Source organism: Cognatazoarcus halotolerans (assembly GCF_009800965.1).
GTDB lineage: Bacteria > Pseudomonadota > Gammaproteobacteria > Burkholderiales > Rhodocyclaceae > Cognatazoarcus > Cognatazoarcus halotolerans.
Genome location: NZ_WUAF01000003.1, coordinates 131,740 through 157,520, shown reverse-complemented (window position 1 = coordinate 157,520; position 25,781 = coordinate 131,740). Strand labels below are relative to the sequence as shown.

General features: G+C 65.0%; 25 protein-coding genes and 1 riboswitch. Of the genes, 11 read left to right on the top strand and 14 right to left on the bottom strand.

Features of this window, described 5'->3' with window-relative positions; genetic code table 11:
• Positions 1-107: 107 nt before the first annotated feature.
• The 7 genes from GQB03_RS05665 (at position 108) to GQB03_RS05635 (ending at position 10,026) form a co-directional block, all read left to right on the top strand.
• Positions 108-1,946, top strand: a complete 1,839-nt coding sequence (locus tag GQB03_RS05665; protein ID WP_159685853.1) for a type I restriction-modification system subunit M — start codon at positions 108-110, stop codon at positions 1,944-1,946.
• On the top strand, positions 1,943-3,259 hold the full coding sequence (locus tag GQB03_RS05660) for a restriction endonuclease subunit S (protein WP_159685850.1): 1,317 nt from the start codon (positions 1,943-1,945) through the stop codon (positions 3,257-3,259). The genes GQB03_RS05665 and GQB03_RS05660 overlap by 4 nt, the downstream gene beginning before the upstream one ends.
• A gap of 79 nt (positions 3,260-3,338) precedes the next feature.
• Positions 3,339-3,875: a MarR family transcriptional regulator gene (locus tag GQB03_RS05655; RefSeq protein WP_159685847.1), complete on the top strand. Its 537-nt coding sequence runs from the start codon at positions 3,339-3,341 to the stop codon at positions 3,873-3,875.
• Entirely contained in the window at positions 3,862-4,542 is a 681-nt protein-coding gene (locus tag GQB03_RS05650; RefSeq protein ID WP_159685844.1) for a hypothetical protein, read from the top strand. Before GQB03_RS05655 ends, GQB03_RS05650 begins: the two co-directional genes overlap by 14 nt.
• Complete coding sequence (locus GQB03_RS05645) at positions 4,542-7,658, top strand: type I restriction endonuclease subunit R (protein WP_200832121.1); 3,117 nt, start codon at positions 4,542-4,544, stop codon at positions 7,656-7,658. Before GQB03_RS05650 ends, GQB03_RS05645 begins: the two co-directional genes overlap by 1 nt.
• A gap of 234 nt (positions 7,659-7,892) precedes the next feature.
• The gene (locus GQB03_RS05640; RefSeq protein ID WP_159685838.1) at positions 7,893-8,834 is read left to right on the top strand and encodes a ribose-phosphate diphosphokinase; all 942 of its coding nucleotides are present in this window, start codon (positions 7,893-7,895) and stop codon (positions 8,832-8,834) included.
• Between the two features lie 82 nt (positions 8,835-8,916).
• Positions 8,917-10,026, top strand: coding sequence for an ADP-ribosylglycohydrolase family protein (locus GQB03_RS05635; RefSeq protein WP_159685835.1), 1,110 nt, complete (start codon positions 8,917-8,919; stop codon positions 10,024-10,026).
• Between the two features lie 28 nt (positions 10,027-10,054).
• On the opposite strand, the gene GQB03_RS05630 is transcribed toward GQB03_RS05635, so the two are convergent.
• The 5 genes from GQB03_RS05630 to GQB03_RS05610 form a co-directional block, all read right to left on the bottom strand.
• A complete protein-coding gene (locus GQB03_RS05630) occupies positions 10,055-11,455 on the bottom strand; it encodes an ATP-binding protein (RefSeq protein WP_159685832.1) in 1,401 nt (466 codons plus the stop codon).
• Between the two features lie 20 nt (positions 11,456-11,475).
• The gene (metH, locus tag GQB03_RS05625; RefSeq protein ID WP_159685829.1) at positions 11,476-15,210 is read right to left on the bottom strand and encodes a methionine synthase; all 3,735 of its coding nucleotides are present in this window, start codon (positions 15,208-15,210) and stop codon (positions 11,476-11,478) included.
• 75 nt (positions 15,211-15,285) lie between these two features.
• Positions 15,286-15,363, bottom strand: a riboswitch (S-adenosyl-L-homocysteine riboswitch).
• A 113-nt stretch (positions 15,364-15,476) separates the two neighbouring features.
• The gene (locus tag GQB03_RS05620) at positions 15,477-16,004 is read right to left on the bottom strand and encodes a cytochrome b/b6 domain-containing protein (protein ID WP_159685826.1); all 528 of its coding nucleotides are present in this window, start codon (positions 16,002-16,004) and stop codon (positions 15,477-15,479) included.
• Between the two features lie 58 nt (positions 16,005-16,062).
• Positions 16,063-16,338, bottom strand: coding sequence for a PepSY domain-containing protein (locus GQB03_RS05615; RefSeq protein ID WP_159685823.1), 276 nt, complete (start codon positions 16,336-16,338; stop codon positions 16,063-16,065).
• 118 nt (positions 16,339-16,456) lie between these two features.
• Positions 16,457-16,807 carry a hypothetical protein gene (locus GQB03_RS05610; protein ID WP_159685820.1) on the bottom strand — a complete coding sequence of 117 codons (351 nt, stop codon included), beginning with the start codon at positions 16,805-16,807 and terminating at the stop codon, positions 16,457-16,459.
• 215 nt (positions 16,808-17,022) lie between these two features.
• Between GQB03_RS05610 and GQB03_RS05605 the strand changes: the two genes are divergently transcribed.
• Complete coding sequence (locus tag GQB03_RS05605) at positions 17,023-18,051, top strand: cytochrome-c peroxidase (RefSeq protein WP_200832120.1); 1,029 nt, start codon at positions 17,023-17,025, stop codon at positions 18,049-18,051.
• Positions 18,052-18,139: 88 nt separating this feature from the next.
• On the top strand, positions 18,140-18,652 hold the full coding sequence (locus GQB03_RS05600) for a DNA-deoxyinosine glycosylase (RefSeq protein ID WP_159685817.1): 513 nt from the start codon (positions 18,140-18,142) through the stop codon (positions 18,650-18,652).
• Between the two features lie 18 nt (positions 18,653-18,670).
• Here the strand turns inward: GQB03_RS05600 and GQB03_RS05595 are convergent, their stop codons facing one another.
• The 4 genes from GQB03_RS05595 to GQB03_RS05580 form a co-directional block, all read right to left on the bottom strand.
• Positions 18,671-19,504: an alpha/beta fold hydrolase gene (locus GQB03_RS05595; protein ID WP_159685814.1), complete on the bottom strand. Its 834-nt coding sequence runs from the start codon at positions 19,502-19,504 to the stop codon at positions 18,671-18,673.
• Between the two features lie 68 nt (positions 19,505-19,572).
• Entirely contained in the window at positions 19,573-20,079 is a 507-nt protein-coding gene (locus GQB03_RS05590; RefSeq protein ID WP_159685811.1) for an Hsp20/alpha crystallin family protein, read from the bottom strand.
• 57 nt (positions 20,080-20,136) lie between these two features.
• On the bottom strand, positions 20,137-20,520 hold the full coding sequence (locus tag GQB03_RS05585) for an Hsp20/alpha crystallin family protein (RefSeq protein ID WP_159685808.1): 384 nt from the start codon (positions 20,518-20,520) through the stop codon (positions 20,137-20,139).
• Between the two features lie 15 nt (positions 20,521-20,535).
• Positions 20,536-20,976 carry an Hsp20/alpha crystallin family protein gene (locus GQB03_RS05580; RefSeq protein WP_159685805.1) on the bottom strand — a complete coding sequence of 147 codons (441 nt, stop codon included), beginning with the start codon at positions 20,974-20,976 and terminating at the stop codon, positions 20,536-20,538.
• A 146-nt stretch (positions 20,977-21,122) separates the two neighbouring features.
• Between GQB03_RS05580 and GQB03_RS05575 the strand changes: the two genes are divergently transcribed.
• Entirely contained in the window at positions 21,123-22,079 is a 957-nt protein-coding gene (locus GQB03_RS05575) for a DnaJ C-terminal domain-containing protein (protein ID WP_159685802.1), read from the top strand.
• A gap of 3 nt (positions 22,080-22,082) precedes the next feature.
• Positions 22,083-22,394, top strand: a complete 312-nt coding sequence (locus GQB03_RS05570) for a MerR family transcriptional regulator (RefSeq protein ID WP_159685799.1) — start codon at positions 22,083-22,085, stop codon at positions 22,392-22,394.
• A gap of 22 nt (positions 22,395-22,416) precedes the next feature.
• Here GQB03_RS05570 and GQB03_RS23150 read toward each other — a convergent pair whose 3' ends face one another.
• The 5 genes from GQB03_RS23150 to bamE are packed head-to-tail and all read right to left on the bottom strand — an operon-like array spanning position 22,417 to position 25,683.
• Positions 22,417-22,920 carry an outer membrane protein assembly factor BamE gene (locus tag GQB03_RS23150; RefSeq protein ID WP_235026960.1) on the bottom strand — a complete coding sequence of 168 codons (504 nt, stop codon included), beginning with the start codon at positions 22,918-22,920 and terminating at the stop codon, positions 22,417-22,419.
• A complete protein-coding gene (locus GQB03_RS05560; protein ID WP_407644533.1) occupies positions 22,917-23,897 on the bottom strand; it encodes a DMT family transporter in 981 nt (326 codons plus the stop codon). The genes GQB03_RS23150 and GQB03_RS05560 overlap by 4 nt, the downstream gene beginning before the upstream one ends.
• On the bottom strand, positions 23,890-24,288 hold the full coding sequence (locus GQB03_RS05555; protein WP_200832119.1) for a rhodanese-like domain-containing protein: 399 nt from the start codon (positions 24,286-24,288) through the stop codon (positions 23,890-23,892). The genes GQB03_RS05560 and GQB03_RS05555 overlap by 8 nt, the downstream gene beginning before the upstream one ends.
• Positions 24,289-24,328: 40 nt before the next feature.
• Positions 24,329-25,186 carry an AraC family transcriptional regulator gene (locus GQB03_RS05550; RefSeq protein ID WP_159685793.1) on the bottom strand — a complete coding sequence of 286 codons (858 nt, stop codon included), beginning with the start codon at positions 25,184-25,186 and terminating at the stop codon, positions 24,329-24,331.
• Between the two features lie 14 nt (positions 25,187-25,200).
• Positions 25,201-25,683: an outer membrane protein assembly factor BamE domain-containing protein gene (gene bamE, locus GQB03_RS05545; protein ID WP_159685790.1), complete on the bottom strand. Its 483-nt coding sequence runs from the start codon at positions 25,681-25,683 to the stop codon at positions 25,201-25,203.
• Positions 25,684-25,781: the final 98 nt, after the last annotated feature.

The following is a 25,781-nucleotide window of genomic DNA, read 5'->3' as shown; positions in this document are numbered from 1 at the left end:
ACGGCGAGGGCCTTCCCGGGCACCCCACTTCCGCTAACATGTCGCGCGGATACATCCTGATACGCTTTGCTCCCCTGGGCGCGGGCTCGCACGAACAACACGCACAAATGAACCACCAGGCCCTCTCATCCTTCATCTGGTCCGTCGCCGACCTCCTCCGTGGCGACTACAAGCAATCCGAATACGGTCGTGTCATCCTGCCTTTCACCGTGTTGCGGCGACTGGACTGCGTGCTGGAGGCCACCAAGGCCGAAGTGCTGGCCGAGTTCGTCGACAAGACGGCGAAGAATCTCAACCCGGACCCGTTCCTGCTGCGCAAGGCGGGCCAGAGCTTCTACAACACCTCGCCGCTCGACCTGGTGAAGCTGCTTGGCGACCAGGACCACATCCGAGAGAACCTGTACGAGTACATCCAGGGCTTCTCCCCGGCGGCGCGGGACATCTTCGAGCGCTTTGAATTCCATACACAGGTCGAGCGCCTGGCCAAGGCGGGCCTGCTCTATCTGGTGACGGAAAAGTTCGCGAACATCGACCTGCATCCGGAAAAGGTCGACAACACCCAGATGGGTCTGGTGTTCGAAGAGCTCATCCGCAAGTTCGCCGAAATCTCCAACGAAACCGCCGGTGAGCACTTCACCCCGCGCGAAGTCATCCGGCTGATGGTCAGCCTGCTCTTCATCGAGGACGACGACGTGCTCACCGCCGGCAACGCGGTCGTGCGCACCCTCTACGACCCCACGGCGGGTACGGGCGGCATGCTTTCGGTGGCGGATGACTACCTGCGCGAGCACAACCCCAAGGCACGGCTCACCCTTTTTGGCCAGGAGCTCAACGACGAGTCCTACGCCATCTGCAAGGCGGACATGCTCATCAAGGGGCAGGACGTCGGCAACATCCTGGTGGGTAACACGCTCTCGGACGATGGTCACTCATCGCGCAAGTTCGACTACATGCTCTCCAACCCGCCTTTTGGCGTGGAGTGGAAGAAGGTCGAGAAGGAAGTGCGCAAGGAGCATGCGGAGAAAGGTTTCGATGGTCGCTTTGGCCCGGGCCTGCCGCGCGTCTCCGATGGCTCCATGCTGTTCCTGCTCCATCTGGTCAGCAAGATGCGCCCGGCGGTCGATGGCGGCAGCCGCATCGGCATCGTTCTGAACGGCTCGCCGCTCTTCACCGGTGGCGCCGGCAGCGGCGAATCCGAAATCCGTCGCTACGTGCTCGAGAACGACCTGGTTGAGGCCATCATCGGTCTGCCGACCGACATGTTCTACAACACGGGCATCTCCACTTACATCTGGATTCTGTCGAACAAGAAGCCCGACGACCGCAAGGGTTGGGTGCAGCTCATCGACGCCAGCGGCTTCTGGCAAAAGATGCGCAAAAGTCTGGGTAGCAAGCGTAAGGAACTCTCGGACCAGCACATCGCGGACATCACCCGCATGTTTGGTGACTTCGCTGAAACCGAGCTGGCTACCGTGTTCGACGCGGATGGCAAAGAGGTCGAGCGCACGCTCTTGCTGGCCGGTGAGCAACCACCCGAGGCCCCGGAAGGCGGAAAGGTCAAGGTCGTGCCCATCTCGCGGGTCTTCCGGAACGAGGAGTTCGGCTACACCACCATCACGGTGGAGCGCCCACAGCGCGACGAAGACGGCAAGGTTGTCGTCGGCACCAAGGGCAAGCAGAAAGGTAAGCCGCAACCAGACAGTGCGTTGCGTGACACCGAGAACGTCCCTCTCGCAGAGGACATCGAAGTCTACTTCGCACGCGAGGTGCTACCCCACGCTGAAGACGCCTGGATTGACCACGACAAGTCGAAGGTGGGCTACGAAATTCCGTTTAACCGGCACTTCTATGTGTTTGAACCGCCGCGCAGCTTGCATGAGATTGACGAGGACTTGAAGACCGTCGCCGCAAACATCACAAAGATGCTTGAGGGGCTCGCGGAATGAGTTTGCCGACTTATTCGGAATGTAAAGACTCTGGGGCGCCGTGGCTTGGAGTTGTGCCACGGCATTGGAGCGTGCGACGCCTCAAGAACATCTTCGAGATTCGAAAACGAATCGCGGGAGAGGTAGGGCATCAAGTTCTGTCAATCACGCAGCGAGGCGTCAAGATTAAGGACATCGAGAGCAACGACGGACAACTCTCGATGGATTATTCGAAATACCAGCTTGTTGAGCCTGGTGATTTTGCAATGAATCACATGGACTTGCTGACCGGCTACGTTGACATCTCGCCGTACGCTGGCGTGACGAGCCCTGATTATCGAGTGTTTGCAATTAGGGACGAGAGGGACTGCGAGCCAAGGTATTTTCTATACTTGCTGCAAAACGGGTATCAACAGAAAATTTTCTACGCGTTCGGCCAAGGGTCGTCGGAATTCGGTCGCTGGCGATTCCCAACCGATGAGTTCAAGAACTTTCGATTCCCGTTTCCTCCCCGTGAAGAACAATCCGCCATCGCCTCCTTCCTAGACCGCGAAACCGCGAAAATCGACGCCCTCATCGCCGAACAGGAAAAGCTCCTCACCCTTCTGGCCGAAAAGCGCCAAGCCACCATTTCCCATGCGGTCACCAAGGGGCTGAATCCGGATGCGCCGATGAAGGATTCCGGGGTGGCGTGGTTGGGAGAGGTACCGGCGCATTGGACCGTCACTCGCATGAAACACCTTATCCGCGAGGGCATTGCCGGACCGTATGGTTCGTCACTGACTAAGTCGATGTATGTTGCGTCAGGTTATCGAGTTTATGGACAGCAACAGGTCATCCCGAACGACTTTTCCATCGGTGACTACTACATCTCGCAGGACAAGTTCTCTGAGATGACACGCTATTTGGTGCGGCCGAACGACGTCTTGATTAGCGTCATGGGGACAATAGGCCGGGCCGCATTGGTCCCTGCGGACGCAGAACCGGGCATCATCAACCCACGGCTGGTTCTTTACCGAGTGAAAGAGGCGCTTATTGCTCCAAAGTACTTGCAGGTCTTCATTAACAACCCGACCAGTCAGAAGTACTTTTCGCTAGCCGCCCAAGGAACGACCATGGAAGGGCTCAACATGGTCTCGATAGGTGAACTAGGAATTCCTCTTCCGCCTTTAGACGAGCAACAAGAAATTCTAGAATTTATTGTCGAGGAAACATCACACCTTGATGCGCTGAACTCGGAAGCTACTCGCGCCATTGAACTCCTAAAAGAACGCCGCACCGCCCTCATCTCCGCCGCCGTCACCGGCCAGATCGACGTACGCGCGCTGGCATAACAGGGCCGCTTCCAGCCGCTTGCGGAATGCATGAATTACGAGCATATTCGCTATTCGCGAATCGCGAATAGAGCCGCCGATGGAACTCAAGCCGCAGGATCTGCTGGTGTTGCTGAAGGTCGTGGCGCATCCGCCGCAGCGTTGGACCTATGCCGCCCTGGGGGCGGCGCTGGGCATGAGCGCGTCCGAAACCCATGCCTGCGTGAAGCGCGCGTTGGCGGCCGGGCTGGCGGTGTCGCAGGGGCGCGACGGCTGGCAGCCGGTGCGCCCGGCCCTGCTGGAATTCATGCTGCACGGGGCGCGCTATGTGTGGCCGGCCATCAGCGGCCCGGTCAAGCGCGGGGTGCCGACCGCGTTTGGTGCCCAGCCGCTGGCCAGTGCGCTCAATGCCGCCCCCGGCGAGGCCCCGGTGTGGGCGCATGCCGGGGGCAGCGCCAAAGGGCCGACCCTCTCCCCCCTCTATCGCAGCGCGCCGGAGGCGGCGCTCGCCGACCCGGCCCTGCATCGCCTGCTGGCCCTGCTCGACGCGCTGCGCATGGGGCGGGCGCGTGAGCGCGCCCTGGCGGCCGAGCTGCTGACAAAGGCGCTGGGGGACGAGGGCCATGAACCCCAATGACCCGAACCTGCCGCAGCTGCGGCGCATCGCCGGGGCGCTGGGCGAGCTGCGCGCGCAGCTGGTGTTCGTGGGCGGTTCCGTGGCGGGCTTGCTGCTGACCGACCCGCTGGCCGAGGGCGTACGGGCGACCACGGATGTGGACGCCATCGTCGAGGCCGGCCGCGCCGCCTTTCAGCACCTGGAAGGCAAGCTGCCGGCGCTGGGCTTCGGACGCGACATGAGCAGCGAGGTGATCTGCCGCTGGGTGCATCGCGAGTCCGGCCTGCCCTTCGACCTCATGCCGGTGGATGACGCGGTGCTCGGTTTCACCAATCCCTGGTATGCCTACGCGGTTCACAGCGCGGAATCAGTGGAGATCGCCGCGGGGGTGCATATCCGCCGGCTCAGCGCCGTGGCCTTCGTGGCCACCAAGCTGGAAGCCTTTGCCAGTCGCGGCAAAGGCGACTTTCTGAGCAGCCACGACCTGGAGGATGTGCTCAACGTCGTCGATGGCCGTGAGTCGCTCGCCGGGGAGATGGCGGGTGCGCCTGCGGCATTGAGGGCGTTTGTGGCACGCACTATTGCCGGCCTGCTGGCCCAGCCCGATTTCATGAATGTCTTGCCCGGCCTGATTGCGGAGCCGGAGCGTGCCGACGTGGTACTGGCGCGCCTGAGGGAGATGTGTTGATGAGCCTGCATCAGGAGCGTCACTTCGAAACGGAAATCTGTGCCCACCTGGCGGCCCATGGCTGGCGCTACGCCGACGGTGATGCGGCCCGGTATGACCGCGAGAATGCGCTGTACCTGCCCGACCTGCTCGCCTGGGTGGAAGAAACGCAGTCGGACAGCTGGGAGAAGCTTGCCAGGACTCATGGTGCCACCGTGGGCAAGGTGGTGGCCGAACGTGTGCGCAAGTGCCTGAACGAACAAGGCACGCTCGAAGTGCTCCGGCGCGGAGTCGAGATGGTCGGCTTAAAGAAGCCCTTGTCTCTCGCGCAGTTCAAACCCGCCTTCGGCCTCAACCAGACCATTCAGAAAGCCTACGCAGCCAACCGCGTTCGCGTGGTTCGGCAGGTGCGTCACTCGCTGAACAATGCCCAGGACGCACTGGACCTGGTGCTGTTCGTCAATGGCATTGCGGTAGCGACGGCCGAGCTGAAGTCGAATTTCACGCAGAGTGTCGGCGATGCGGTGGACCAGTACCGCTTCGACCGAGAGCCGGCACCCAAGGGGGGCAAGGTCGAACCACTGCTCAGCTTCCCGGGTGGCGCGCTTGTCCATTTCGCGGTCAGCCAGTCCGAAGTGATGATGACCACCTTGCTGGCAGGCAAGGCAACGCGCTTCTTGCCCTTCAACAAAGGCAATGAAGGTGGCGCCGGTAATCCGCCGAACCCGGATCGATTTGCGACGTCTTATTTGTGGGAAGAGGTGTGGCAGCGCGATAGCTGGCTCGAGATTCTGGGGCGTTATCTCATCGGCAAGCGCAACGACAAGAAGCAGCTCACCAGCGTCATCTTCCCCCGGTATCACCAGCTCGACGCGACGCGGAAGCTGATTGCGGATGTGCTGGCGAACGGCGCCGGTGAGCGCTACCTCATCCAGCATTCAGCGGGCTCAGGCAAGACCAACTCGATTGCCTGGAGTGCGCACTTCCTGGCTGACCTGCACGACGCCGCCAACCAGAAGCTCTTTGATAGCGTGCTGGTCGTCTCAGACCGCACGGTGCTGGACGCTCAATTGCAGGAAGCGATCTTCGACTTCCAGCGCACGACCGGCGTGGTCGCGACCATCAGCGACGAACATGGCAGCAAGAGTGCCCAACTCTCTCAGGCACTTAAAGACGGCAAGAAAATCATCGTCTGCACCATCCAGACCTTTCCGTTCGCACTCCAGGCAGTGCAGGAGCTCGCTGCGACTGAGGGCAAGCGATTTGCGGTGATTGCGGACGAAGCTCACAGCTCCCAGACCGGTGAGGCCGCGGCCAGGCTCAAGCAGGTGCTCTCGGCAGAGGAACTGGCCGAGCTGAAAGACGGCGGCGAAATCGATACCGAGGCGCTGCTTGCGGCACAGATGTCCGCCAAGGCAAGCCAGGACAGAGGGCTGACCTACGTCGCCTTCACGGCCACACCGAAGCAGAAAACCCTGGAGCTTTTCGGGCGGAAGAATGCTGACGGACTCCCCGAGCCGTTCCATGTGTATTCCATGCGCCAGGCCATCGAGGAGGAATTCATCCTCGATGTACTGAAGAACTACACCAGCTACAAGCTCGCGTTCAAACTGGCCAATGACGGCAAGGAGTACGACGAGACTCAGGTCGAAAAGTCGGAAGCCCTCAAAGGCATCATGCAGTGGGTGCGCCTGCATGAGTACAACATCGCGCAGCGGGTCCAGCTCGTTGTCGAGCACTTCCGGGAAAACGTTCAGCCGCTGCTCGATGGCAAAGCCAAGGCCATGGTGGTCGTCAGCAGTCGCAAGGAAGCAGTGCGCTGGCAAAAAGCCATTACCGGCTACATCGCAAGGCGGCGGTACCGGCTGGGCGTGCTGGTGGCCTTCTCGGGCGAGATCGACGACCCGGATTCGTTCCCCGAACCCGTCAGCGAGCACAGCAGGCTGCTCAACCCCGGCCTGAAAGGCGACATTCGCGAGGCCTTCAAGGGCCCCGAATACCAGCTGCTCCTCGTGGCCAACAAGTTCCAGACCGGCTTCGACCAGCCCTTGCTGTGCGGCATGTATGTGGACAAGCGCCTCGCCGGCATCCAGGCCGTGCAGACCCTGTCTCGCCTGAACCGCGCCTATCCCGGCAAGGACACTACCTACATCCTCGACTTCGTAAACGAACCCGAGGAGATCCTGGCAGCGTTCAAGACCTACTACGACACGGCGCAGCTCGAATCGACGACCGATCCTCACCTGGTCTTCGACCTGCGCGCCAAGCTGGACGCGGCGGGCCTTTACGACGGCTTTGAAGTCGACCGTGTGGCCAGGGTCGAAATGGACCCGAACGGCACCCAGCAACAGCTGAGTGCCGCCATCGCCCCGGTGGCAGACCGTCTGCTCAAGCGCTACAAGGCGCTCCAGGCCGAGCGCACGAATGCGCTTGCGAACGAGGATGAGCAAGGCGCGAAGGCGGCCAAGGACGGGATGGACGCACTCGTACTGTTCAAGGGCGACATGGGCACCTTTGCACGTCTTTATTCCTTTCTGTCGCAGATTTTCGACTACGGCAACACCGACATCGAAAAGCGCTTCATCTTCTACAAGCGCCTCATCCCGCTGCTCGAATTCGGCCGGGAACGCGACACCGTCGACCTTTCCAGGGTCGTGCTCACCCACCACGTGCTGAAGGACAGAGGCAGGCAGTCGCTCGATCTGAACAAGGGCGACGCGGTAAAGCTGATGCCGATGGATGAGACCGGCAGCGGTACGGTTCACGACAAGGAGAAGGCCCTGCTAGCCGAAATCATCAGGCAGGTGAACGGCCTGTTTGAGGGCGACGTCTCAGACAACGACCAGCTCGTGTATGTAAATGGCTCACTGAAGGGCAAGCTGCTCGAAAACGACACCCTGGTCCAGCAGGCCGCCGCCAACGGCAAGCAGCAGTTCGGCAACTCCCCCGACCTGGACAGCGCCCTGATGAACGCCATCATGGACGCCCTCGACGCCCACCAGAGCATGAGCACCCAGGCCCTTGCCTCCGAACGGATTCGGGAAGGGCTGAAGTGCATCCTGCTGGGGCCGGCGGGGCTGTATGAGGCGCTGCGTGCAAAAGCGGCTCGGGACACCGGTCGAGGCTTGAACGGCTAGCAGCCCCAACCGGGGCGCACCACATTCGGCCGGTCGCAGGTAAGTGCCGTAACGCCGACGCCCGGCAGGGCTGCTTCGGACGCCAGGCGCAGGCATCGCTGGATCGTGCGCTGGCTTGATTTGCCTGTTGGCACAAAATCGGTCACGGACGAGCTGCCCCAAGGCTGGCGCCAGGGCATACAATCCCGAACTCCGCCTGCTCTCTTCGCGACGCCTCGTCGCGCGCTGCCCGAAATGAACGACGCCCTCCAGATCTTTGCCTGCAATTCGAACAGGGCGCTCGCCGCCGAGATCTGCCACAAGCTCGGTTTGCGGCTCAGCCCGCTCGAGATTTCACGCTTTTCGAACGACAACCTGCATGTGCAGATCCAGGAGAACGTGCGCGAACGCGACGTGTACGTGATCCAGTCCTTCACCGAACCGGTGAGCGACCACATCATGGAGCTGTTCATCACCCTCGATGCGCTGCGCAGTGCCTCGGCACGGCGCGTGACCGCGGTGATTCCCTACTATTCCTATGCGCGCTCGGACAAGAAGGATGCGCCGCGGATCTCGATCACCGGCCGCCTGATCGCCGACATGCTGAAGACCGCCGGCGCCGACCGGGTGCTGACCATGGACCTGCACGCCGACCAGGTGCATGGCTTCTTCAGCGTACCGGTCGACCACCTCACCGCGATCCCGACGATCGCCGACTATTTCCGCGACAACCACGATCTCGGCAACATGGTGGCGGTGGCCACCGACGCGGGTGGCGCCAAGCGGGTCGGACGCTTTTCTGAGCGCCTCGGCATCCCCATGGCGATCATCGACAAGCGCCGGGTCAGCGATACCCAGGTCAAGCAGGGCGAGGTCGTCGGCCAGGTGGCGGGCCGCGACGTGGTGATCTTCGAGGACGAGATCTCCACCGGCGGCACGCTGGTGTCGACCATCGAGACGCTCAAGCGCGCGGGCGCCCGTACGGTGCATGCCGGCGCGGTGCACGGCGTGCTGTGCGGACCGGCCATCGAGCGGCTGCGCGCCGCCGAGATCGAGTCGATCGTGGTCACCAACACGGTCAATGTGCCGTCAGAGAAACACTTCGAAAAACTGACTGTTCTTACCGTTGCGCCCTTGCTGGCCGCGGCCATCGAGCGTATCCACAGCGGCGCGAGCGTCGGCGCGCTGTTCGAGTGAAACCACCGGGACCCGGGTCCCGGCACGCGCGGCGCGGCGCAAGCGCCATCCTGCGATTCCGGAACTTTACGGAGGCAACAGCATGTCGGACGTGACCCCCTTTCAGGATCGTGCCGCCGGCGCCATCATGGGCGCCTTCATCGGTGACGCGCTCGCGCTGGGCCCGCACTGGTACTACGATCTCGACGAGTTGCGGCGCGACTACGGCGAGTGGATCGACGGCTACACCGATCCCCGACCAGGCCGCTACCATGCCGGCCTCAAGGCCGGACAAGCGTCGCAGGCGGGCTACATCCTCGCCCTGACCCTGCGTTCGCTGGTCGAGTGCGGCGGCTACGACGAGACCGACTTCTGCCGGCGCATGGACGAGACGCTCTTTGCACAGATCGACGGCACACCAATCAACGGCCCCGGCGGCTACACCAGCCAGTCGATTCGCGACGCGTGGCACAAGCGCGTCGAGCAGGGCCTGCCGTGGGGCAGCATCGGCGGCCATGCCGACACCACCGAGGCGATCGAGCGGGCGCTCGCCATCGCGGTACGCTACGCCGGCGACCCCGGCCGGCTGGCGAGCGCGTGCGCCGGCAACACCCTGCTCACCCAGAACGACGACACCGTGGTGTCGATGAGCGTCGCCTTCTGCGCGGTGCTTGGCCAACTGGTGCAGGGCCACAAGCTCGACGGGGCGCTTTCCGACAGACTCATGGCACTCGTCAAATCCGGCGAACTGCCGTTTCATGCGGTGACCACCGGCAAGCTGCAGGCGCCCCGTGCCGGAGAGGCCGAGCCGTCCCGCGCCGGCCGCTTTGCCTCGCCTGACGCGCTGCTCTCGCCTTCCTACATGGCGAGCGCGGCGATCGACCCCGACATTCGCATCGAGCCGGCCTGGAAGGTCTCGATCGTGTATGGCATGCCGTGCGCGATCTATCACCAGCTGCCGGCAGCCTATTACCTCGCGGCGCGTTTTGCCGACGATTTCGAATCCGCGGTGCTGCACGCGGTCAACGGCGGTGGCCAGAACCAGGCGCGAGCGATTCTTGCGGGGGCGCTGGCCGGCGCCCAGGTCGGACTCGATGCCATTCCCGCCCGCTTCATCGACGGCCTCCACGATGCGCCGGTGCTGGTGGCGCTCGCGCGCCGGCTGGCCGAACAGGCCGGGGACGGACGGGACGCCGGCGCCAGGTCGCGTTAGGCGCCCGCGCTGCTGCGTGTGGCCGGACTCAGCCGGTGCGCAGAGGCACGCGGAAGACGAAGGTGCTGCCTTCTCCCGGCACGCTCGATACGCTCAGCTGGCCGTTCATCAGGGCGGCCAGCCGCTGACTGATCGAGAGGCCCAGCCCGGTGCCGCCGTAGCGACGCGAAACGCTCGCATCGGCTTGCGCAAAGGCCTCGAAGATGGTGCCGAGCTGCGCCTGTGCGATGCCGATCCCGGTGTCGTGCACACTGAACGACAGTTCGACCCGGTCATCCCTTCGCGCGACCACGCTTGCCGCCAGCCTGACCTCGCCGCGCTCGGTAAACTTGATCGCGTTGCCGACCAGATTGATGAGGATCTGCCGGACTCGAGTCTGGTCTCCGATCACGGTTTCGGGCAGGTCCGCCGCCGTCTCGAGCCTCAGTGCGAGCCCCTTTTCGCGGGCCTGGAGGGACAGCAGCGCGATGGTCTGCGCCAACATGTCGGCGAGGCCGAACGGGTTGCTGTCGATCGATATCTTGCCGGCTTCGATCTTGGAGAGATCGAGGACGTCGTTGAGGATGCGCAGCAATCCGTGCGCCGAAGAATGGATCGTCGCGAGATAGCCATGCAGCTCGCTGTGCGCGTCGGCGTCGAGCCGCGCCAGCTCGCTGTAGCCGATGATCGCATTCATCGGCGTACGGATCTCGTGGCTCATGTTGGCGAGGAACTCGCTCTTGGCGCGGTTCGCGGACTCCGCGTGATCGCGTGCCTGGCGTAGTTCGCCGACGAGTTGCTCCTTCTCCAGGTTGAGGCGGATCGACCCGTTGAGCACCACGCCGAACTGCCGCGCGGCGCCGTACATGCCGCCCAGGAACAGCAGGCAGGCCACGCCCAGAAAGGGATCGAGCGGGCCGCTCGGGTCGACGATGAAGACCAGCGCGACCGGCACGATCGACAGCGCCGCATAGGCGCCGAACAGCGAGGTTGCGCCGCCCAGGATGGGCACCGCGCCGGCCACCGTGCCGACGATGATGATGCCGGTGAAGATCCGCATCTCGAGCGGCGCGGCGGGCATGAACACCAGCGATGTCAGCCCCCAGCCGCAGGCGGTCGCGATCGACCCGGGCACGAAACGCCGGAACCACGCCCGCGCTTCATCCGCCGACGGCTGCGCCGCTCGGAAGCGGATCAGCGTGTGCTGCCGCCAGGCAGTGACGCCGAGCGTGGCGACCAGCCAGGTCATTCCGACCGGCATGGGAACCACGCCGGAATAGAGATTGCCCCCGGCGATCAGCAGCGCAATACCGACGATCAGCCGATGGGCACGCGGGGCACCCCGGTACAGCAGCTGCACCAGCTGATGACGGCAGGCTCGCTCGATCGCATCGTCCGGCGCAACCGGCTTCATGGGCTCGTCGTCAGCGGCGTGCGACGGTTGATCCATGATGTCGGTCCGCCGCACGCCTACAGCAGCGGCGCCAGCCAGCGCTCGGCGGATGCGATCGGCAGCCCGGTGCGCCGCGCCCAGTCTTCGAGCTGATCACGACCGATCTTCGGTATCGCGAAGTAGTGGCTTTCGGGATGGGCGAAGTAGAAGCCCGATACCGATGCCGCCGGCGTCATGGCGAAGGACTCGGTGATGCCCATGCCGGCATTGGTCGGGGCATCCAGCAGCTGGAACAGGGCGGCCTTGACGGTGTGATCCGGGCAGGACGGGTAGCCTGGCGCGGGACGGATACCGCGGTAGCGCTCCTTGATCAGCGCCTCGTTGTCGAGCGCCTCGTCCGCCGCGTAGCCCCAGAACTCCTTGCGGACCCGCTCGTGCAACCATTCGGCGGTCGCTTCGGCGAGGCGGTCGGCGAGCGACTTGAGCATGATCGCGTGGTAATCGTCATGGGCAGCCTCGAACTCCGCCAGCTTGATCTCGATGCCGAGCCCGGCGGTCACCGCGAAGGCGCCGCACCAGTCGCGCACGCCAGCATCCTTCGGCGCCACGAAATCCGCCAGGCACCAGTGCGGCTTGCCGGCGGGACGCTCGTGCTGCTGACGCAACCCGAACCAGGTCATGATCGGCTCATCGCGCGCTTCGTCGTCGTAGAACTCGATGTCGTCGCCGACGCTGTTGGCCGGGAAGAGCCCGAACACCGCCTTGGCCTGCAGCCATTCCTGGGCGATGAGGTCCTCGAGCATCTCCTTGGCGTCGGCGAAGACGCTGCGCGCGGTCTCGCCCACCACCTCGTCTTCGAGAATCTTCGGGAAGCTGCCGGCCAGGTCCCAGGTCTGGAAGAACGGGCCCCAGTCGATGTAGTCACGCAGATCGTTGAGATCGACATCCAGCGCCATCACCCCCAGTGTGTTCGGCTCCGGCGGATTGTAGGGCTGGAAGCCGGCCTGGTGCGAATTGCTGCACGCGGCCACCGCTTCGGCGGTCCAGTCGGTACGGAAGGCGTTGGCGCGCGCGGCCTCGAGACCGACCAGCTGCACGCCCTTCTTGTTGGCGTGCTGGCTGCGCAGCTTCTCGTAGTCGGCCGCCAGTTGCAGCCTGAACTCCTCGGCACCGCCTTCCGAGAGCAGCGCGGTGACCACGCCGACCGCCCGCGAGGCGTCCGGCACATAGACCACCGGCTGGTCGTAATGCGGCGCGATCTTGATCGCGGTGTGGGCACGGCTGGTGGTGGCGCCGCCGATCAGGAGCGGCAGGTCGAAGCCCTGGCGCTTCATCTCGGCGGCGACGTGACTCATCTCCTCGAGCGAGGGGGTGATCAGGCCGGACAGGCCGATCGCCTGGGCACCGTGTTCCTTTGCGGCATGCAGGATCTTCTCGGCCGGCACCATCACGCCAAGATCGATCACCTCGTAGCCGTTGCAGCCGAGCACCACGCCGACGATGTTTTTGCCGATGTCGTGCACGTCGCCCTTCACCGTGGCCATCACGATGCGGCCCTTGCTGGTGGCGCCGGTGCGCAGCTTCTCGGCCTCGATGAAGGGAATCAGGTGGGCCACCGCCTGCTTCATCACACGTGCGGACTTGACCACCTGCGGCAGGAACATCTTGCCGGCGCCGAAGAGGTCGCCGACCACGTCCATGCCGGCCATCAGCGGACCTTCGATCACGGACAGCGGCGGCTTGCCTTCGGCGGCGAGTTTCGCACGCACTTCCTCGGTGTCGGCCACCACGAAGTCGGTGATGCCCTTGACCAGCGCATGCTTGAGCCGCTCTTCCACCGAGCGCTCGCGCCATGACAGGTCCGGGCCGCTGTTCTTCGCCTTGCCTTCCTTGACCGTCACCGCAAACTCGACCAGCGCCTCGCCGGCACCCGGATGGCGGTTGAGCACCACGTCCTCGGCCTTCTCGCGCAGCACCGGATCGAGATCGTCATACACGCCGAGCATGCCGGCGTTGACGATGCCCATGCTCATACCGGCCTTGATCGCGTGGTAGAGGAATACCGTGTGGATGGCCTCGCGCACCGGGTCGTTGCCGCGGAAGCTGAAGCTCACGTTGGAAACCCCGCCGGAGGTCTTGGCGTACGGCAGGTTCGCATGGATCCACTTCACCGCCTCGATGAAATCGACCGCGTAGTTGTCGTGCTCCTCGATGCCGGTAGCGATGGCGAAGATGTTGGGGTCGAAGATGATGTCTTCGGGCGGGAAACCGATCCCGGTGAGCAGCACGTAGGCGCGCTGGCAGATCTCGGTCTTGCGCGCATAGGTGTCGGCCTGGCCCTTCTCGTCGAAGGCCATGACGATCACCGCCGCGCCGTACTGGCGGCACAGCCGCGCCTGACGCAGGAACTCCGCCTCGCCCTCCTTCATCGAGATGGAGTTCACCACGCCCTTGCCCTGGATGCATTTCAGGCCAGCCTCGATGACGCTCCACTTGGAGGAGTCGAGCATGATCGGCACTTTCGAGATGTCCGGCTCGGAGGCGATCAGCTTGAGGAATTTCTCCATCGCCGCCATGGAGTCGAGCATCGCCTCGTCCATGTTGATGTCGATCACCTGCGCGCCGTTCTCGACCTGCTGGCGAGCCACCGAGAGCGCGTCGTCGAAGCGCCCTTCGAGGATCATCCGCGCGAAGGCCTTCGAGCCGGTCACGTTGGTGCGCTCGCCGACGTTCACGAAGAGCGAATCCGCGCCCACGTTGAAGGGCTCGAGGCCGGACAGGCGCAGCTTCTTTTCGATCTCCGGGCGCACCCGCGGCGCCACACCCCCCACCGCCGCGGCGATCGCGGCGATATGGGCCGGGGTGGTGCCGCAGCAGCCACCGACGATGTTGAGCATGCCGCTCGCGGCCCAGTCGGTGATCTCGCCGGCCAGCGCTTCCGGGGTCTCGTCATAGCCGGTGGGCGAGAGCGGGTTGGGCAAGCCGGCGTTGGGGTGGGCGGAGACGAAGCAGTCGCACACCCGCGAAAGCTCTTCCACGTACTGGCGCAGCTCTTTGGCACCGAGCGCACAGTTGAGGCCGAAGCTGAGCGGCTTCGCATGCGCCAGCGAATTCCAGAAGGCCTCGGCGGTCTGGCCCGACAGGGTGCGGCCGGAGGCGTCGGTGATGGTGCCGGAGATCATGATCGGCAGCCGGCGACCGAGGTCGGCGAAGAGCTTCTCGACCGCGAACACCGCGGCCTTGGCGTTGAGCGTGTCGAAGATGGTCTCGATCAGCAGCAGATCGGCCCCACCCTCCATGAGGCCACGCGCGGAGTCGTAGTAATCATCGACCAGTGCATCGAAGCTGGTGTTGCGAAAGCCCGGGTCGTTCACATCGGGCGAGATCGACAGGGTGCGCGACGTGGGGCCGAGCACACCGGCGCAATAGCGCGGTTTGTCGGGATTGCGCGCGGTGAATTCGTCGCACAGGCCGCGCACCAGCGCCGCGCCGGCCACGTTCAGCTCGTAGGCCAGCGACTCGAGGCCGTATTCGGCCTGGGAGACGCGCGTGGCGTTGAAGGTGTTGGTCTCGATGATGTCGGCACCAGCCTCGAGGTAGGCGCGGTGGATGCCGCCGATCACTTCGGGCCGGGTCAGCACTAGCAGATCGTTGTTGCCCTTGAGGTCGCGCGGATGATCGGTGAAGCGGGTGCCGCGGTAATCGGCCTCGCCGAGCTTCTCCTGCTGGATCATGGTGCCCATCGCACCATCCAGGATCAGGATGCGGCGGGCGAGAAGGTCGCTGATTTCGGCACTGCGGTCGGCTTGCATGGATCGATCCTCGGTATTTCTGGACACTCACCGGACTGGCCACACATGCAAAACGGCGCGGCAAACCCGGCTGAAGGTTTGCGAGCGCCGTTGTTCGTTGCTGAGCCTGGCCCGGGGTCACAGCCCGAACGGGTCGCAGCGCTCCTCAGCAAGCGGCGGATTTTAAGGGGTTTTCGGCAGGGTGTCGAGACGCAGCGGCGGGAGCGTCCCGATCGGGCAAGGCCTGCAGCAGCCGGCGGGCCAGACCCGCCGCAGGCGCGGGGCCGCTATCGCCACTTGATTCCGGTGATCATCGCCACGACCAGGTTCTCGCGATGACGCAGGCTCTCGTAGATGGCCGCGCATATGTGCACACCAACGGCGGCAAGCGCCAGTTCGGCGGCGCCCTCGTGAATCGTTTCGAGCGGATCGCTGCCCCAGCCCCAATCGGTGGTCATGAGCCAGCCGGTGGTGCCGATCACCGCGACCATCGCGATCAGGAACAGGATCATCACTGCAGCGGCCGGATTGTGGCCAAGGTAACGGGGCTCGCGCCGGCGCAGCATCAACAGCACATAGGCCGCCAGCGTTCCCGGACGGGGCACGAAGTTGGCAAAACGGGCGTGGTGGGAGCCGACGAAGCCCCACACCAGGCGAAAGGCGATCAGCCCGAGCGCGCCGTAACCGAGCCATTGATGCAGCGCTTCGGCATCGTCGGAACTGAGCCATGCGCCCGCAAAGCAGGCCACCAGGCTCCAGTGGAAGAGACGTACCGGAAGGTCCCAGACCTTGACCGGCTTGGCTTGCGTCCGCATCGCGTGTTCCTCCTGTCGCGCCAGCCCCCGCCGCCGGGCGGAGGGGGCGGCAAGGCGCTCAGCCTTCGCGCTTCTGCTTGACGATGCTGCCGTCGACCGGGTTGAAGTAGATCTCGACCTTCTTGCCGAGCTTGTCGTGACCGTAGATCTCGTAGCAGTTGCCCGAGGTCTTCTTGAACTTGGCGATGGTGTAGCCGTCGGCGGCGATCTTTTCCTTCATCGCGGCCTCGCTCATCCACTGGTCGGACGGCGCCTTGGTGCATTCGGGGCCGGCGACGGCCGCCATGCTGATGGTGGCGAGGGCGAGCGAAGCGACTACGGTACGGATCTTCATTTCTGCGTTCCTTGTGGTTGAAGCCGGATGGCATGGCGTGCACTTTGCAGCGACATGCTTAACCGCCGCTTAACCGGAACGCATCGGCATGGCGGGCCTACCACGCACCGCAATCGGCTCAGGACGTAGGCGCCGCTGCCGGTTTCTGGCTCATCAGGCGCTCGATCGCGTCCTGGATACGGCCGTTGGGCTGGCGCTGGACCCAGTCGTTGGTGAGCACCACCAATGGCTCGATCCGCGCGATGTCGAGTTGTTCGTGACCCAGCAGCTCGAACAGTTCGCAACCGGCCGCGTGGATCTCGGAGCCGGGCTCCGCCGCCACCTGACAGACCATCGAGACGGCCATCAGGTCAGTCAGATGCGTTTCGCAGAACCACGGCTTGCCGATTGCCTCGAGCGCAATCAACGCGGGCAACTCGGTGGTCGTGCGCTTCTTGATACCGAGCGGGAGCAGTTTCCTTTTCTTCATTTTGCGGACTACGGCAACGCGCGAAGAAGCTTTAGCGGGATTCACGAGATGCGCCCGGCACCGCGCCGCGAGGGGTACGACGACCTCTTAAGCAGGCCTTAATGAAATCCTCTCAGCATTATCCCGAGCGGGTCACTCACGACAGACCGTCCCAACGCTCCGTGCCCGGCAAAACCGGGCATGTTCCATTCGATATCGCGCTGGAGATGCATCAGATGAAACACGCCCCCACCCTTTTCGTGATGGCCTTTTCGGCCATCGTCGGCATGGCCCGTGCGGCCGATTGGCAGGCGCTGCCCGGGCAGCCGCCGATCCCTGCCGACAATCCACAAACGCCAGCCAAGATCGAGCTCGGGAAGATCCTCTTCAACGATCCGCGCCTCTCATCCACCGGCACCGTGTCCTGCGCCTCGTGCCACAGCGTGATGGAAGGCGGCGACGATCACCGCCCGGTGTCGATGGGGGTGCATGGCCAGGCAGGTGGACGCAACGCCCCCACGGTGTGGAACGCCGCCTACCATTCGGCGCAGTTCTGGGATGGCCGTGCGGCCACGCTCGAGGACCAGGCCAAGGGCCCGGTGACCAACCCGGTGGAAATGGGCATGCCCGATCTCGCCTCGGCAGTCGGCCGGCTCAAGGCGATTCCGGGCTACGCGCCCCTGTTCGCGAAGGCCTTCGGACAGGGCGACACCATCACGGTCGACAACATGGCCAGGGCCATCGCGGCCTACGAGCGGACCCTGGTCACGCCGAACAGCCCCTACGACCGTTACGTGAAAGGCGACCACAAGGCCTTGTCGGCCCGCCAGGTGCGCGGCATGAACGCATTCGCCGCCACGGGTTGCACCGCCTGTCACAGCGGCGCGGCCTTCGACGGCCCTGCCATGCCGGCCGGCCAGCCCTTCCTCGCCAGGTTCCCGACCTTTACCGATACCCCGTATGTCGCGCAATACAAGCTCGATGTCGACCAGGGTCGCTACGCCAGCACTGCGATCGAGTCGGACCGACACATGTGGCGGGTGCCGACCCTGCGCAACCTGATCTATACCGCGCCCTATTTCCACAACGGCTCGGTGAAGACCATTCCCGAAGCGGTGAAGGTCATGGCCAGCACGCAGCTGAACAAGCAGCTCGACGATGCCACGGCCACCGACATCGCAGCCTTCCTGGAAGCCCTGACGGGTGAGTTCCCGACCCAGACGATGCCCCGTCTGCCGGCGACGCCGGGCAACCTGATCGAGTGATCGCCCGCTTCGCCTGCTGCACGGGGCGTTCGATCGGACGATAATCGGGCCGACCCGCGCGGCCCGCTTCCCTTCCATCAATCGTCCCGTGTCCCTGATCCAGAGCTTTCCACCGCTCGCCGGTGCAGACGCGAAGTGCCTGGTGCTCGGCAGCATCCCGGGCGTCCGCTCGCTGACCGAGCAGCAGTACTACGCGCATCCGCAAAACGCCTTCTGGCGAATCTTCGCGGCCCTGCTCGGATTCGACGCGCGCGCGCCCTATGTCGAGCGCTGCGCCGCACTGACTGGCAGCGGCATCGCCTTGTGGGATGTGCTGGCGAGTTGCCGGCGCCCCGGCAGCCTCGACGCCAGCATCGAACAGGATTCGATCGTCGCCAACGACATTGCCGGTTTCCTGCAGTCACGCCCGACGATCACCGCGATCCACTTCAACGGCGCGCTCGCCGAAAAGACCTTTCTGCGCCACATCCTGCCGACGCTTCCGCCGGCGCAGCAGTCCATCCGGAGGCTGCGCCTGCCCTCCACCAGCCCCGCTCACGCGGGCATGCGCTTCGAGGAAAAACTGGCGGCCTGGCGCTGCGTGGTGGAAACCGGGCGGTAGCGGCGGCGCCGCGCACGCTCAGACGGCATCGACGAAGGCCAGCACGTCCTTGACGAAGCGCTCGCGCTCCCACAGGTGCGGCGCATGATCGACGCCATCGTAGATATGCAGCAAGGCGTTGGGGATGCTGTCGCGCACATAGCGTGCGGTACGGGTGTGATAGAAATTGCTCGCGCCGCCGTAGACGAGCAGCGCGGGAATGTCGATGCGCGACAGAACGTCGCGGTAATCGGCCTCGGCAAGGCTGGCCCAGCAGTCGATCAGTGGCCCTGACTCGAGCGCCTGGAGTCGCCTGCGGATGGTCTGCGTGCCGGAGTCGTTGGCAAGGTAGCGCTCGCGGGCCGGCGCATTCATGCCGTCGGCCACCAGCCTCAGCACGGTCTCCGCAAAGTCCTGCCGGAGGCTGGCGATGAAGCGCTCGTTGCGCGCCTGATTGAAGTCGCCATAGATACCATTGGGCCACTGAGCATCGGTCACCAGCTTGGGTGACTGGTCGATGAACACCACGCGCGCGAGGCGTTCACAGCCGAAATCGCGGATGTATTGCCACAGCGTCAGCGCCCCCATCGAATGACCGACCACCACCGCGTCGGAGAGCCCGTGCTGCTCCAGCAGTTGCTGCAGGTCGCCCGCCATGCGCGCCACGCTCGGCAGGGTGTTGGTGCGCAGTCGATGTCCACCGTGCCCGCGGGCATCCCAGCGGAACACCCGGTGGCGGGCCTCGAAATTTGCGAGAAACGGATTCCAGTCGCGATGTGTGGAGGTCCAGCCGTGCAGCAGCACCAGCGGCGGCCCCTCGCCCGAAGCCTTGTAATGGATGGCTTCGCCATCGTCGGCGAGAAAATGTTGCATGGCGGCAGGGGCGGATGGGCGAGGCCGCCATTATAGCGGGGCGGCCTGCCAACCCGCCCTTCCCGGGCTCAATCCACCGGAATCTTCAGCGAGCGCGGCGCACCCTGCTCGGCCTTGGGCATCTCGACCCGCAGCACACCGTTGCGATAACTTGCCCGCGCCTCGTCAGGCCTGACCGCCACCACCAGCGGCACGACACGCCGGAAGCTGCCGTAGGCACACTGCATGACCCGCCAGCGCCCCTCGGTCGACTCTCGCGCAAAGCGTTTCTCGCCGCTCACCACGAGTGCGTCGTCGAGCACCTCGACCTGGAGGTCCTGCTTGTCCATGCCCGGCAGCTCGAGCCGCACCACCAGCCGGCTGTCATCCTCGAACACATCGCCGCCGAGCACTGCCCAGCCGCGCGACGGCAGGTAGAAACCGTCGTCCACCTCGCTTGCGGCCGGCACGCCGCTGTCCTGCTCCGGGCGGAAGCGCGTCAGGGCACCGGCCGCCGACTGGATCAGGTGATTCCAGCCTTCCGAGACCGACTCCCACAGCGCGCCGACGCGATCCTTGATTTCATCGAGTTTCATTGCCTTGCTCCTCTTGCCGAGGCGGGCCGGAGCGCCGCCGGCCTGCCCCCGCCGTCGTCACCCCACCTGGACCTCGATCCTGCGCGGCCGCGCATGCGAAGCCTTGGGAATGCGCAGTCTCAACACGCCGTGCTCGAAAGCCGCGGCCACCTTGTCCACGTCCAACTCGCGCGACAAGGTGAAGGCCCGCCGGTAGCGCGGCACCGCCACCTCGACATGCGTGGCCTCGCCGCCACCGGCCAGTTCCGGGCTCATCTGCCCTTCGATGGTGAGCGTGTCGCTTTCCACGTGCAGGCTCAGCCGATCCCGCGGGACACCCGGCAGATCGGCGTAGAGGGTGATCCCGCCTTCGTCCTCGAAAACATCCACCGCCGGCATCAGGACTTCATCCTGACGGACGGCCTCGTCCGGCCGCGCGGCATTGCCATTGTTCGTGCTCATGCTCATGTCCTCCGCTTACTGGATGTCGATGCGACGCGGCTGCGACGCCTGCTTGCGACTGACGCTGATGTGCAGCACGCCGTCACGATAGCGTGCCACCACGCCATCCGGATCGGCGTCCTCGGGCAGGGTCAGCACCCGGCGGAAACGCCCCGAGAAACGCTCGTCGATATGTACCGCGGCCTTCTCGTCGCCGGCCGGGGCCTCGGCCTTGCGCTCGCCCTGGATGGTCAGCACGCCCTTCTCGAGATGGAGCTCGATGTCGGCGGGATTCATGCCGGGTGCAAAGACGTGGATTTCGGTCGACTGCGGGCCGGCGGACACGTTGATGGCCGGGAAGCCGCCGCGCGCCAGACCGCGAATGCTGGGCGAGAGTTCGGGCGCCGCACGCATGCCACGTTGCAGCCGCTCGAGCTGCGCCAGCAGGTCACCGGGAAACACTGATCGATAAAGCATGTCTTCCTCCATGCGCTTGTGAAATGGCACCGCAGCGGCGCCGACAGGTACAGATGTAGGCACTGCCCCGCACATTTCAAGACCTTGATCTGCAGGGCCCGCGTCCTCATCTATAACGAAGTCGAAGCCCATCCGAAGGACTGCTCATGGAATTCCGGGATTACTACAAGGTCATCGGTGTCGCCCGCGATGCGACGGCCGACGAGATCCGCAAGGCCTACCGCAAGCTCGCACGCAAATACCATCCGGACGTCTCCAAGGAGCCCGACGCGGACGAGCGCATGAAGGAGATCAACGAGGCCTACGCGGTGCTCTCCGACACCGAGAAGCGCGCCGCCTACGACCAGCTCGGCAGCGGCTACCAACCCGGCCAGGACTTCCGTCCGCCACCGGGCTGGGACAGCGGCTTCGAGTTTTCGGGCGCCGGCCCGTCAGCCGGCGAGGCGGCCGATTTCAGCGACTTCTTCGCCGAGCTGTTCGGTCGCATGAACGGTGGTGGCGGACATCATTTCCACCAGGCCGGCGGCGGTTTCCGCTCGCACGGCGAGGACCACCACGCCAAGGTCATGCTCGACCTCGAGGACGCCTTCCACGGCGCCACCCGACAGGTCGGCCTGCGGGTACCGAAACTGGGCGCCGACGGCCGCATCGAGCTCGAATCACGCACGCTGAACGTCAAGATTCCGAAGGGTGTGCGCGAAGGCCAGTTCATCCGGCTGGCCGGCCAGGGCAGCCCGGGCATCGGCGGCGGGCCGGCCGGCGACCTGCTGCTGGAGATCCATTTCAAGCCGCATGGACGTTTCCGCGTGGACGGCCGCGACCTTCACCTCACCCTGCCGGTCACGCCCTGGGAGGCGGCACTCGGCGCGGTGGTGCCGGTGCGCCTGCCGGACAGCAGCCTCAAGGTGCGTATCCCCGAGGGCAGCCAGAGCGGCCGCCAGCTGCGGGTGCGCGGCAAGGGCATTCCCGGCAGCGCGCCGGGCGATCTGCTGATCGACATCCAGGTGGTGATGCCGCCGGCCGACACGCCGAAGGCACGGGAACTGTACGAGACCATGGCACGCGAACTTGCATTCGATCCGCGCGAAGCGCTGGGGGCCTGAACGATGCACGACAAAGACATTCTGACCGGCAGCCTGATCGAGGAGAGCTGGCTGACCCTGGAACAGGTTGCCGCGGCCTGCGCGGTCGAACCCGAATGGCTGATCGGCCATATCGAGGAGGGCCTTTTCCCGCACGCCGAGAGCGTCGCCGGGGTGTGGCGCATCACCGGCACGGGCCTGCTCCGCGCCCGGCGCATGCGTCAGCTCGAACGCAGCTTCGACGCGGTGCCGGAGCTCGCCGCGCTGATGGCCGACCTGCTCGAGGAGCTCGACGAGTTGCGCGCCCTTCAGGGTCTGCCGCGACGACGCAGGTAAATGCCGCTCCGCTCCAGCGCCACTACAGCCCGTAACCTCCGAACACGCCGTCGGCCGGGAACACGTAGGTGGTGCTGGTGCGCACCACCCTCCCGTCCTTGAAGTGCACGTTGAATCGCGTCGCCACACCGGGACCGTTGCGATTGTCCACGTTCCAGTCCCACACCTCTTCGCCACTGAGCCGGAAGAATTCGACCGAACGGTGATTGCCGAGCAGGCGCGAGACCTGCTCTCGGCTCATGCCCGGCTTGACGCGTGCCAGTCCCGCCTCGGACAGGGCATCGCGGACGCTGACAAAACGTCCCGCGGCATCGAGCCGCACCATGTGGCAGGTAATGCCGTTCGGCTGGCTCGAGAATTCGAGCGTCTTGCCGCCATCGGGTTCGGCATAGCTGCGGTAGGGCTGACCGAACGCGGCGCGTACCTCGGCGAGCCCCGATACGCCTGGCTCCAGCGCGACCGGGCTGCGCAGGCTCGCGCAGCCCGCCAGCACGATGGAAAGCAACAGAAGATGTACTCGTTTCAAGATGGCGGCTCCGCGACGATGATCGACCCGGCTGAGAGCGGTCGACGACGAAAAAGATTCACGCCGAGCAGCACGCCCGCAATCAATAGCGCGATTCCGAGCGCAGTCGCCGGATCCGGCAGGGCGCCACGCAGCGCAAAGGCATAGACGAGCGCCGCGAGGGTTTCGAAGACGATCAACTGACCGACCAGTGCAGCGGGCAACAGGCGGCTGGCCCGATTCCACAACAAGGTCCCGAGCCACGATGCGAGCAGCCCGATGAGCAGCATGACCATGACGAAGATGAGCGGTCGCGGCCCCAGCGGCCACTCGAATCCACCATCCCGACCCGAGATCATCCCCCACGCCAGATAGCCGCCGATTGCAGGCGGCAGGCTGGCGAGACCCTGGGCCGTTGCCCAACTGCCCGGCGCGATCGCGGCGTGCGCTTTCAGCCAGGCCGCGTTGCGCAGCGGATACCATGTCCAGCAGGCGAGCGCCGCAACTGCCGCGAGGATTCCCAGACCGTAGCCCGCCGGCGGATGCGCACCTTCGAGCTGGCGCATCTCGTGATGATTGACCAGCAACAGTCCGCCCGCCAGCACGCCCATCGGCACGGCCAGGCGCCGCCACGAAACCCGTTCGGCGCCAAGGTTGGCGAACACCGCGATCACCAGCGGCAGCGTGCCGATGATCATCGTCGGCACTGGTGCGCCGGCAAGCTGGATCGCACTTGCCAGGCAAGTGTAATAGAGCAGGTTGCCGACCAGACCGAGCTTCATCGCTTCCAGCCAGTCGGCACGCGTCAGCCGAGCCATGCGCCGACGATCGAGCCAGGCGGGGATCAGCGCGATCATGCCGAAGGCGATGTAGCGCCCGCAGGCCAGCAGAGCCGGCGGATAGTCGGGCAGGATCAGCGGTGCAACGAAGACCAGCCCCCAGGCGAGCCCGGCGCCGAGTGCGCTGGCCACGCCGACCAGCAGCGCAGGCCTATCCACAGCCGCAATCGTCGGCGCCCGCCGGTGAATCGACGGTGACCGGATAGCCGTCCCGCCGCCACCAATCCAGGCCACCGATCAGCTCCTTGACGCGAAACCCGAGACGCAGCAGGTTCAGCGCCCCCTTGGTCGAGGCGTTGCAGCCGATGCCGTCGCAATAGCTGACGTAGAGCCGCGCGCGATCGAGACCGGCAGTGCTCGCGGCGTCCATCAGGCGGTGCGGCAGATTCAGCGCACCCGGGATATGGCCGGCGGCATACGCTGCCGGCGAACGCGCGTCGATCACGGTCACCGGCTCGGCGCCGTCCAGCGCAAGCTTGAGGTCCCAGGCGTCGATCTCCCAGGCGAGTTTGTCGGCGTAATGCCGCATTTGCGCGTCGCGCTCGTCCATCATTTCCTCCGTGGCCCCCATCAGGCGGGAGCGTGCGCGATCAGACTAGCGCCTTAACGGCAACCCGGCTTGGACGAACTTGCTGTTGATAACGACCCGGCGTGGTGCCGTAGAGACGAAGGAACCAGCGGTTGAGATGACTCTGATCGCACAGTCCGACCGCAGCCGCCACGTCGGCGGCCTGCCGGCCCGCCCGCAGCATCTGGCGGGCACGCGCCAGGCGCCGCGCCTGCAGATAGCGATGCGGCGGCACATGAAAGGTCCGGCTGAACGCTCTCACGAAATGAAAGCGCGACAAGCCGACCAGCGCGGCGAGCACATCGAGCGACTGCGGCTGGTCGAGGTGGGCTTCGAGATGATCGAGCACCGGCTGGAAGCGGCGGCGATCGAAGCCGGCTTCGATCGCCGGCAGTTCGCGGGCGTGGCGGCGACAGACCGCGTCCAGCAACGCCGACAGCTCGCCGGCCGCGGCGAGCGCGTCGGGCTGCTGCCACAGACGATCGATCACCCGACGCATGGCTTCCGCGTCCTGCGGCGCGTGAACCATCGCCTCCGCGAACCATGGGCTGGCCGGCCGCTCGCCGAGCAGCTCGCGCAGGGTCGCGGGTTCGATATGGAGAAAGCGGTAACACCAGCGCTCCGCGCTCGCGGCGCTGCCGGTATGCAGTTCGTCCGGATTCATGAACATCAGCGCCGAACGGTCGGCCACGTGATTGCTGCCGCGGTAATGGAAGCGCTGGGCGCCGCTCACCACGGTGCCGATCGCGAACGCGTCATGGGTATGCGGCCCGAAGGCATGCCGGGAGAGATCCGCGGAAAAGAGCTCGACCCCCGGCAGGCCGCTGACATACCGGTATTCGACACGCTCCCCGGGCAACTCGGGCAGATCCAGGCTCACCGCTGCGCGCTCGCTCAGGGACCCGCCCTGGTGCTCTTGCTGGTACGCACGACGACACCGTTCATGTCGAAGTGAACGTTGAAATAGGTCGCCAGATCCTGCTCGGTGGGAATCCGCCAGTCCCACACCTCCTCGTTCTTGAGACGGAAGGTTTCGACCGAGCGCTGTTTGCCGAGCAGCCGGCGGACCTGCTCCTTGGTCCAGCCAGGCTGGATGCGGGCCATGTTGGCAGGCGTGATGACCTGCTCCATCGCCTTCACGACATTGTCGCTGCCGATGGTGATCATGAAGCATTCCACCCCTTCGGGCTGGCGACTGTATTCCCAGGTGACGGTGCCGTCGGCATTCTGCCATTCGGTATTGGGCGCGCCCATGCGGTCGCGCACCTCGTAACCGGTGGTCACACCGGGCTTGATTTCCTGCATGTTCATCACATCGCAGCCGGCAATGCCAAGCAGCGACGCGAGGGCACACAACAGACGCATCAATCGACTCATAAATACGCTCCGAGGCTTGTCAGGGCGGCAGGTCCGGGTCGGCCGCATTCAGCTAGAATGCTGATCCGGCCGCCCGCCCGCAGGGCTGGCGCCACTTT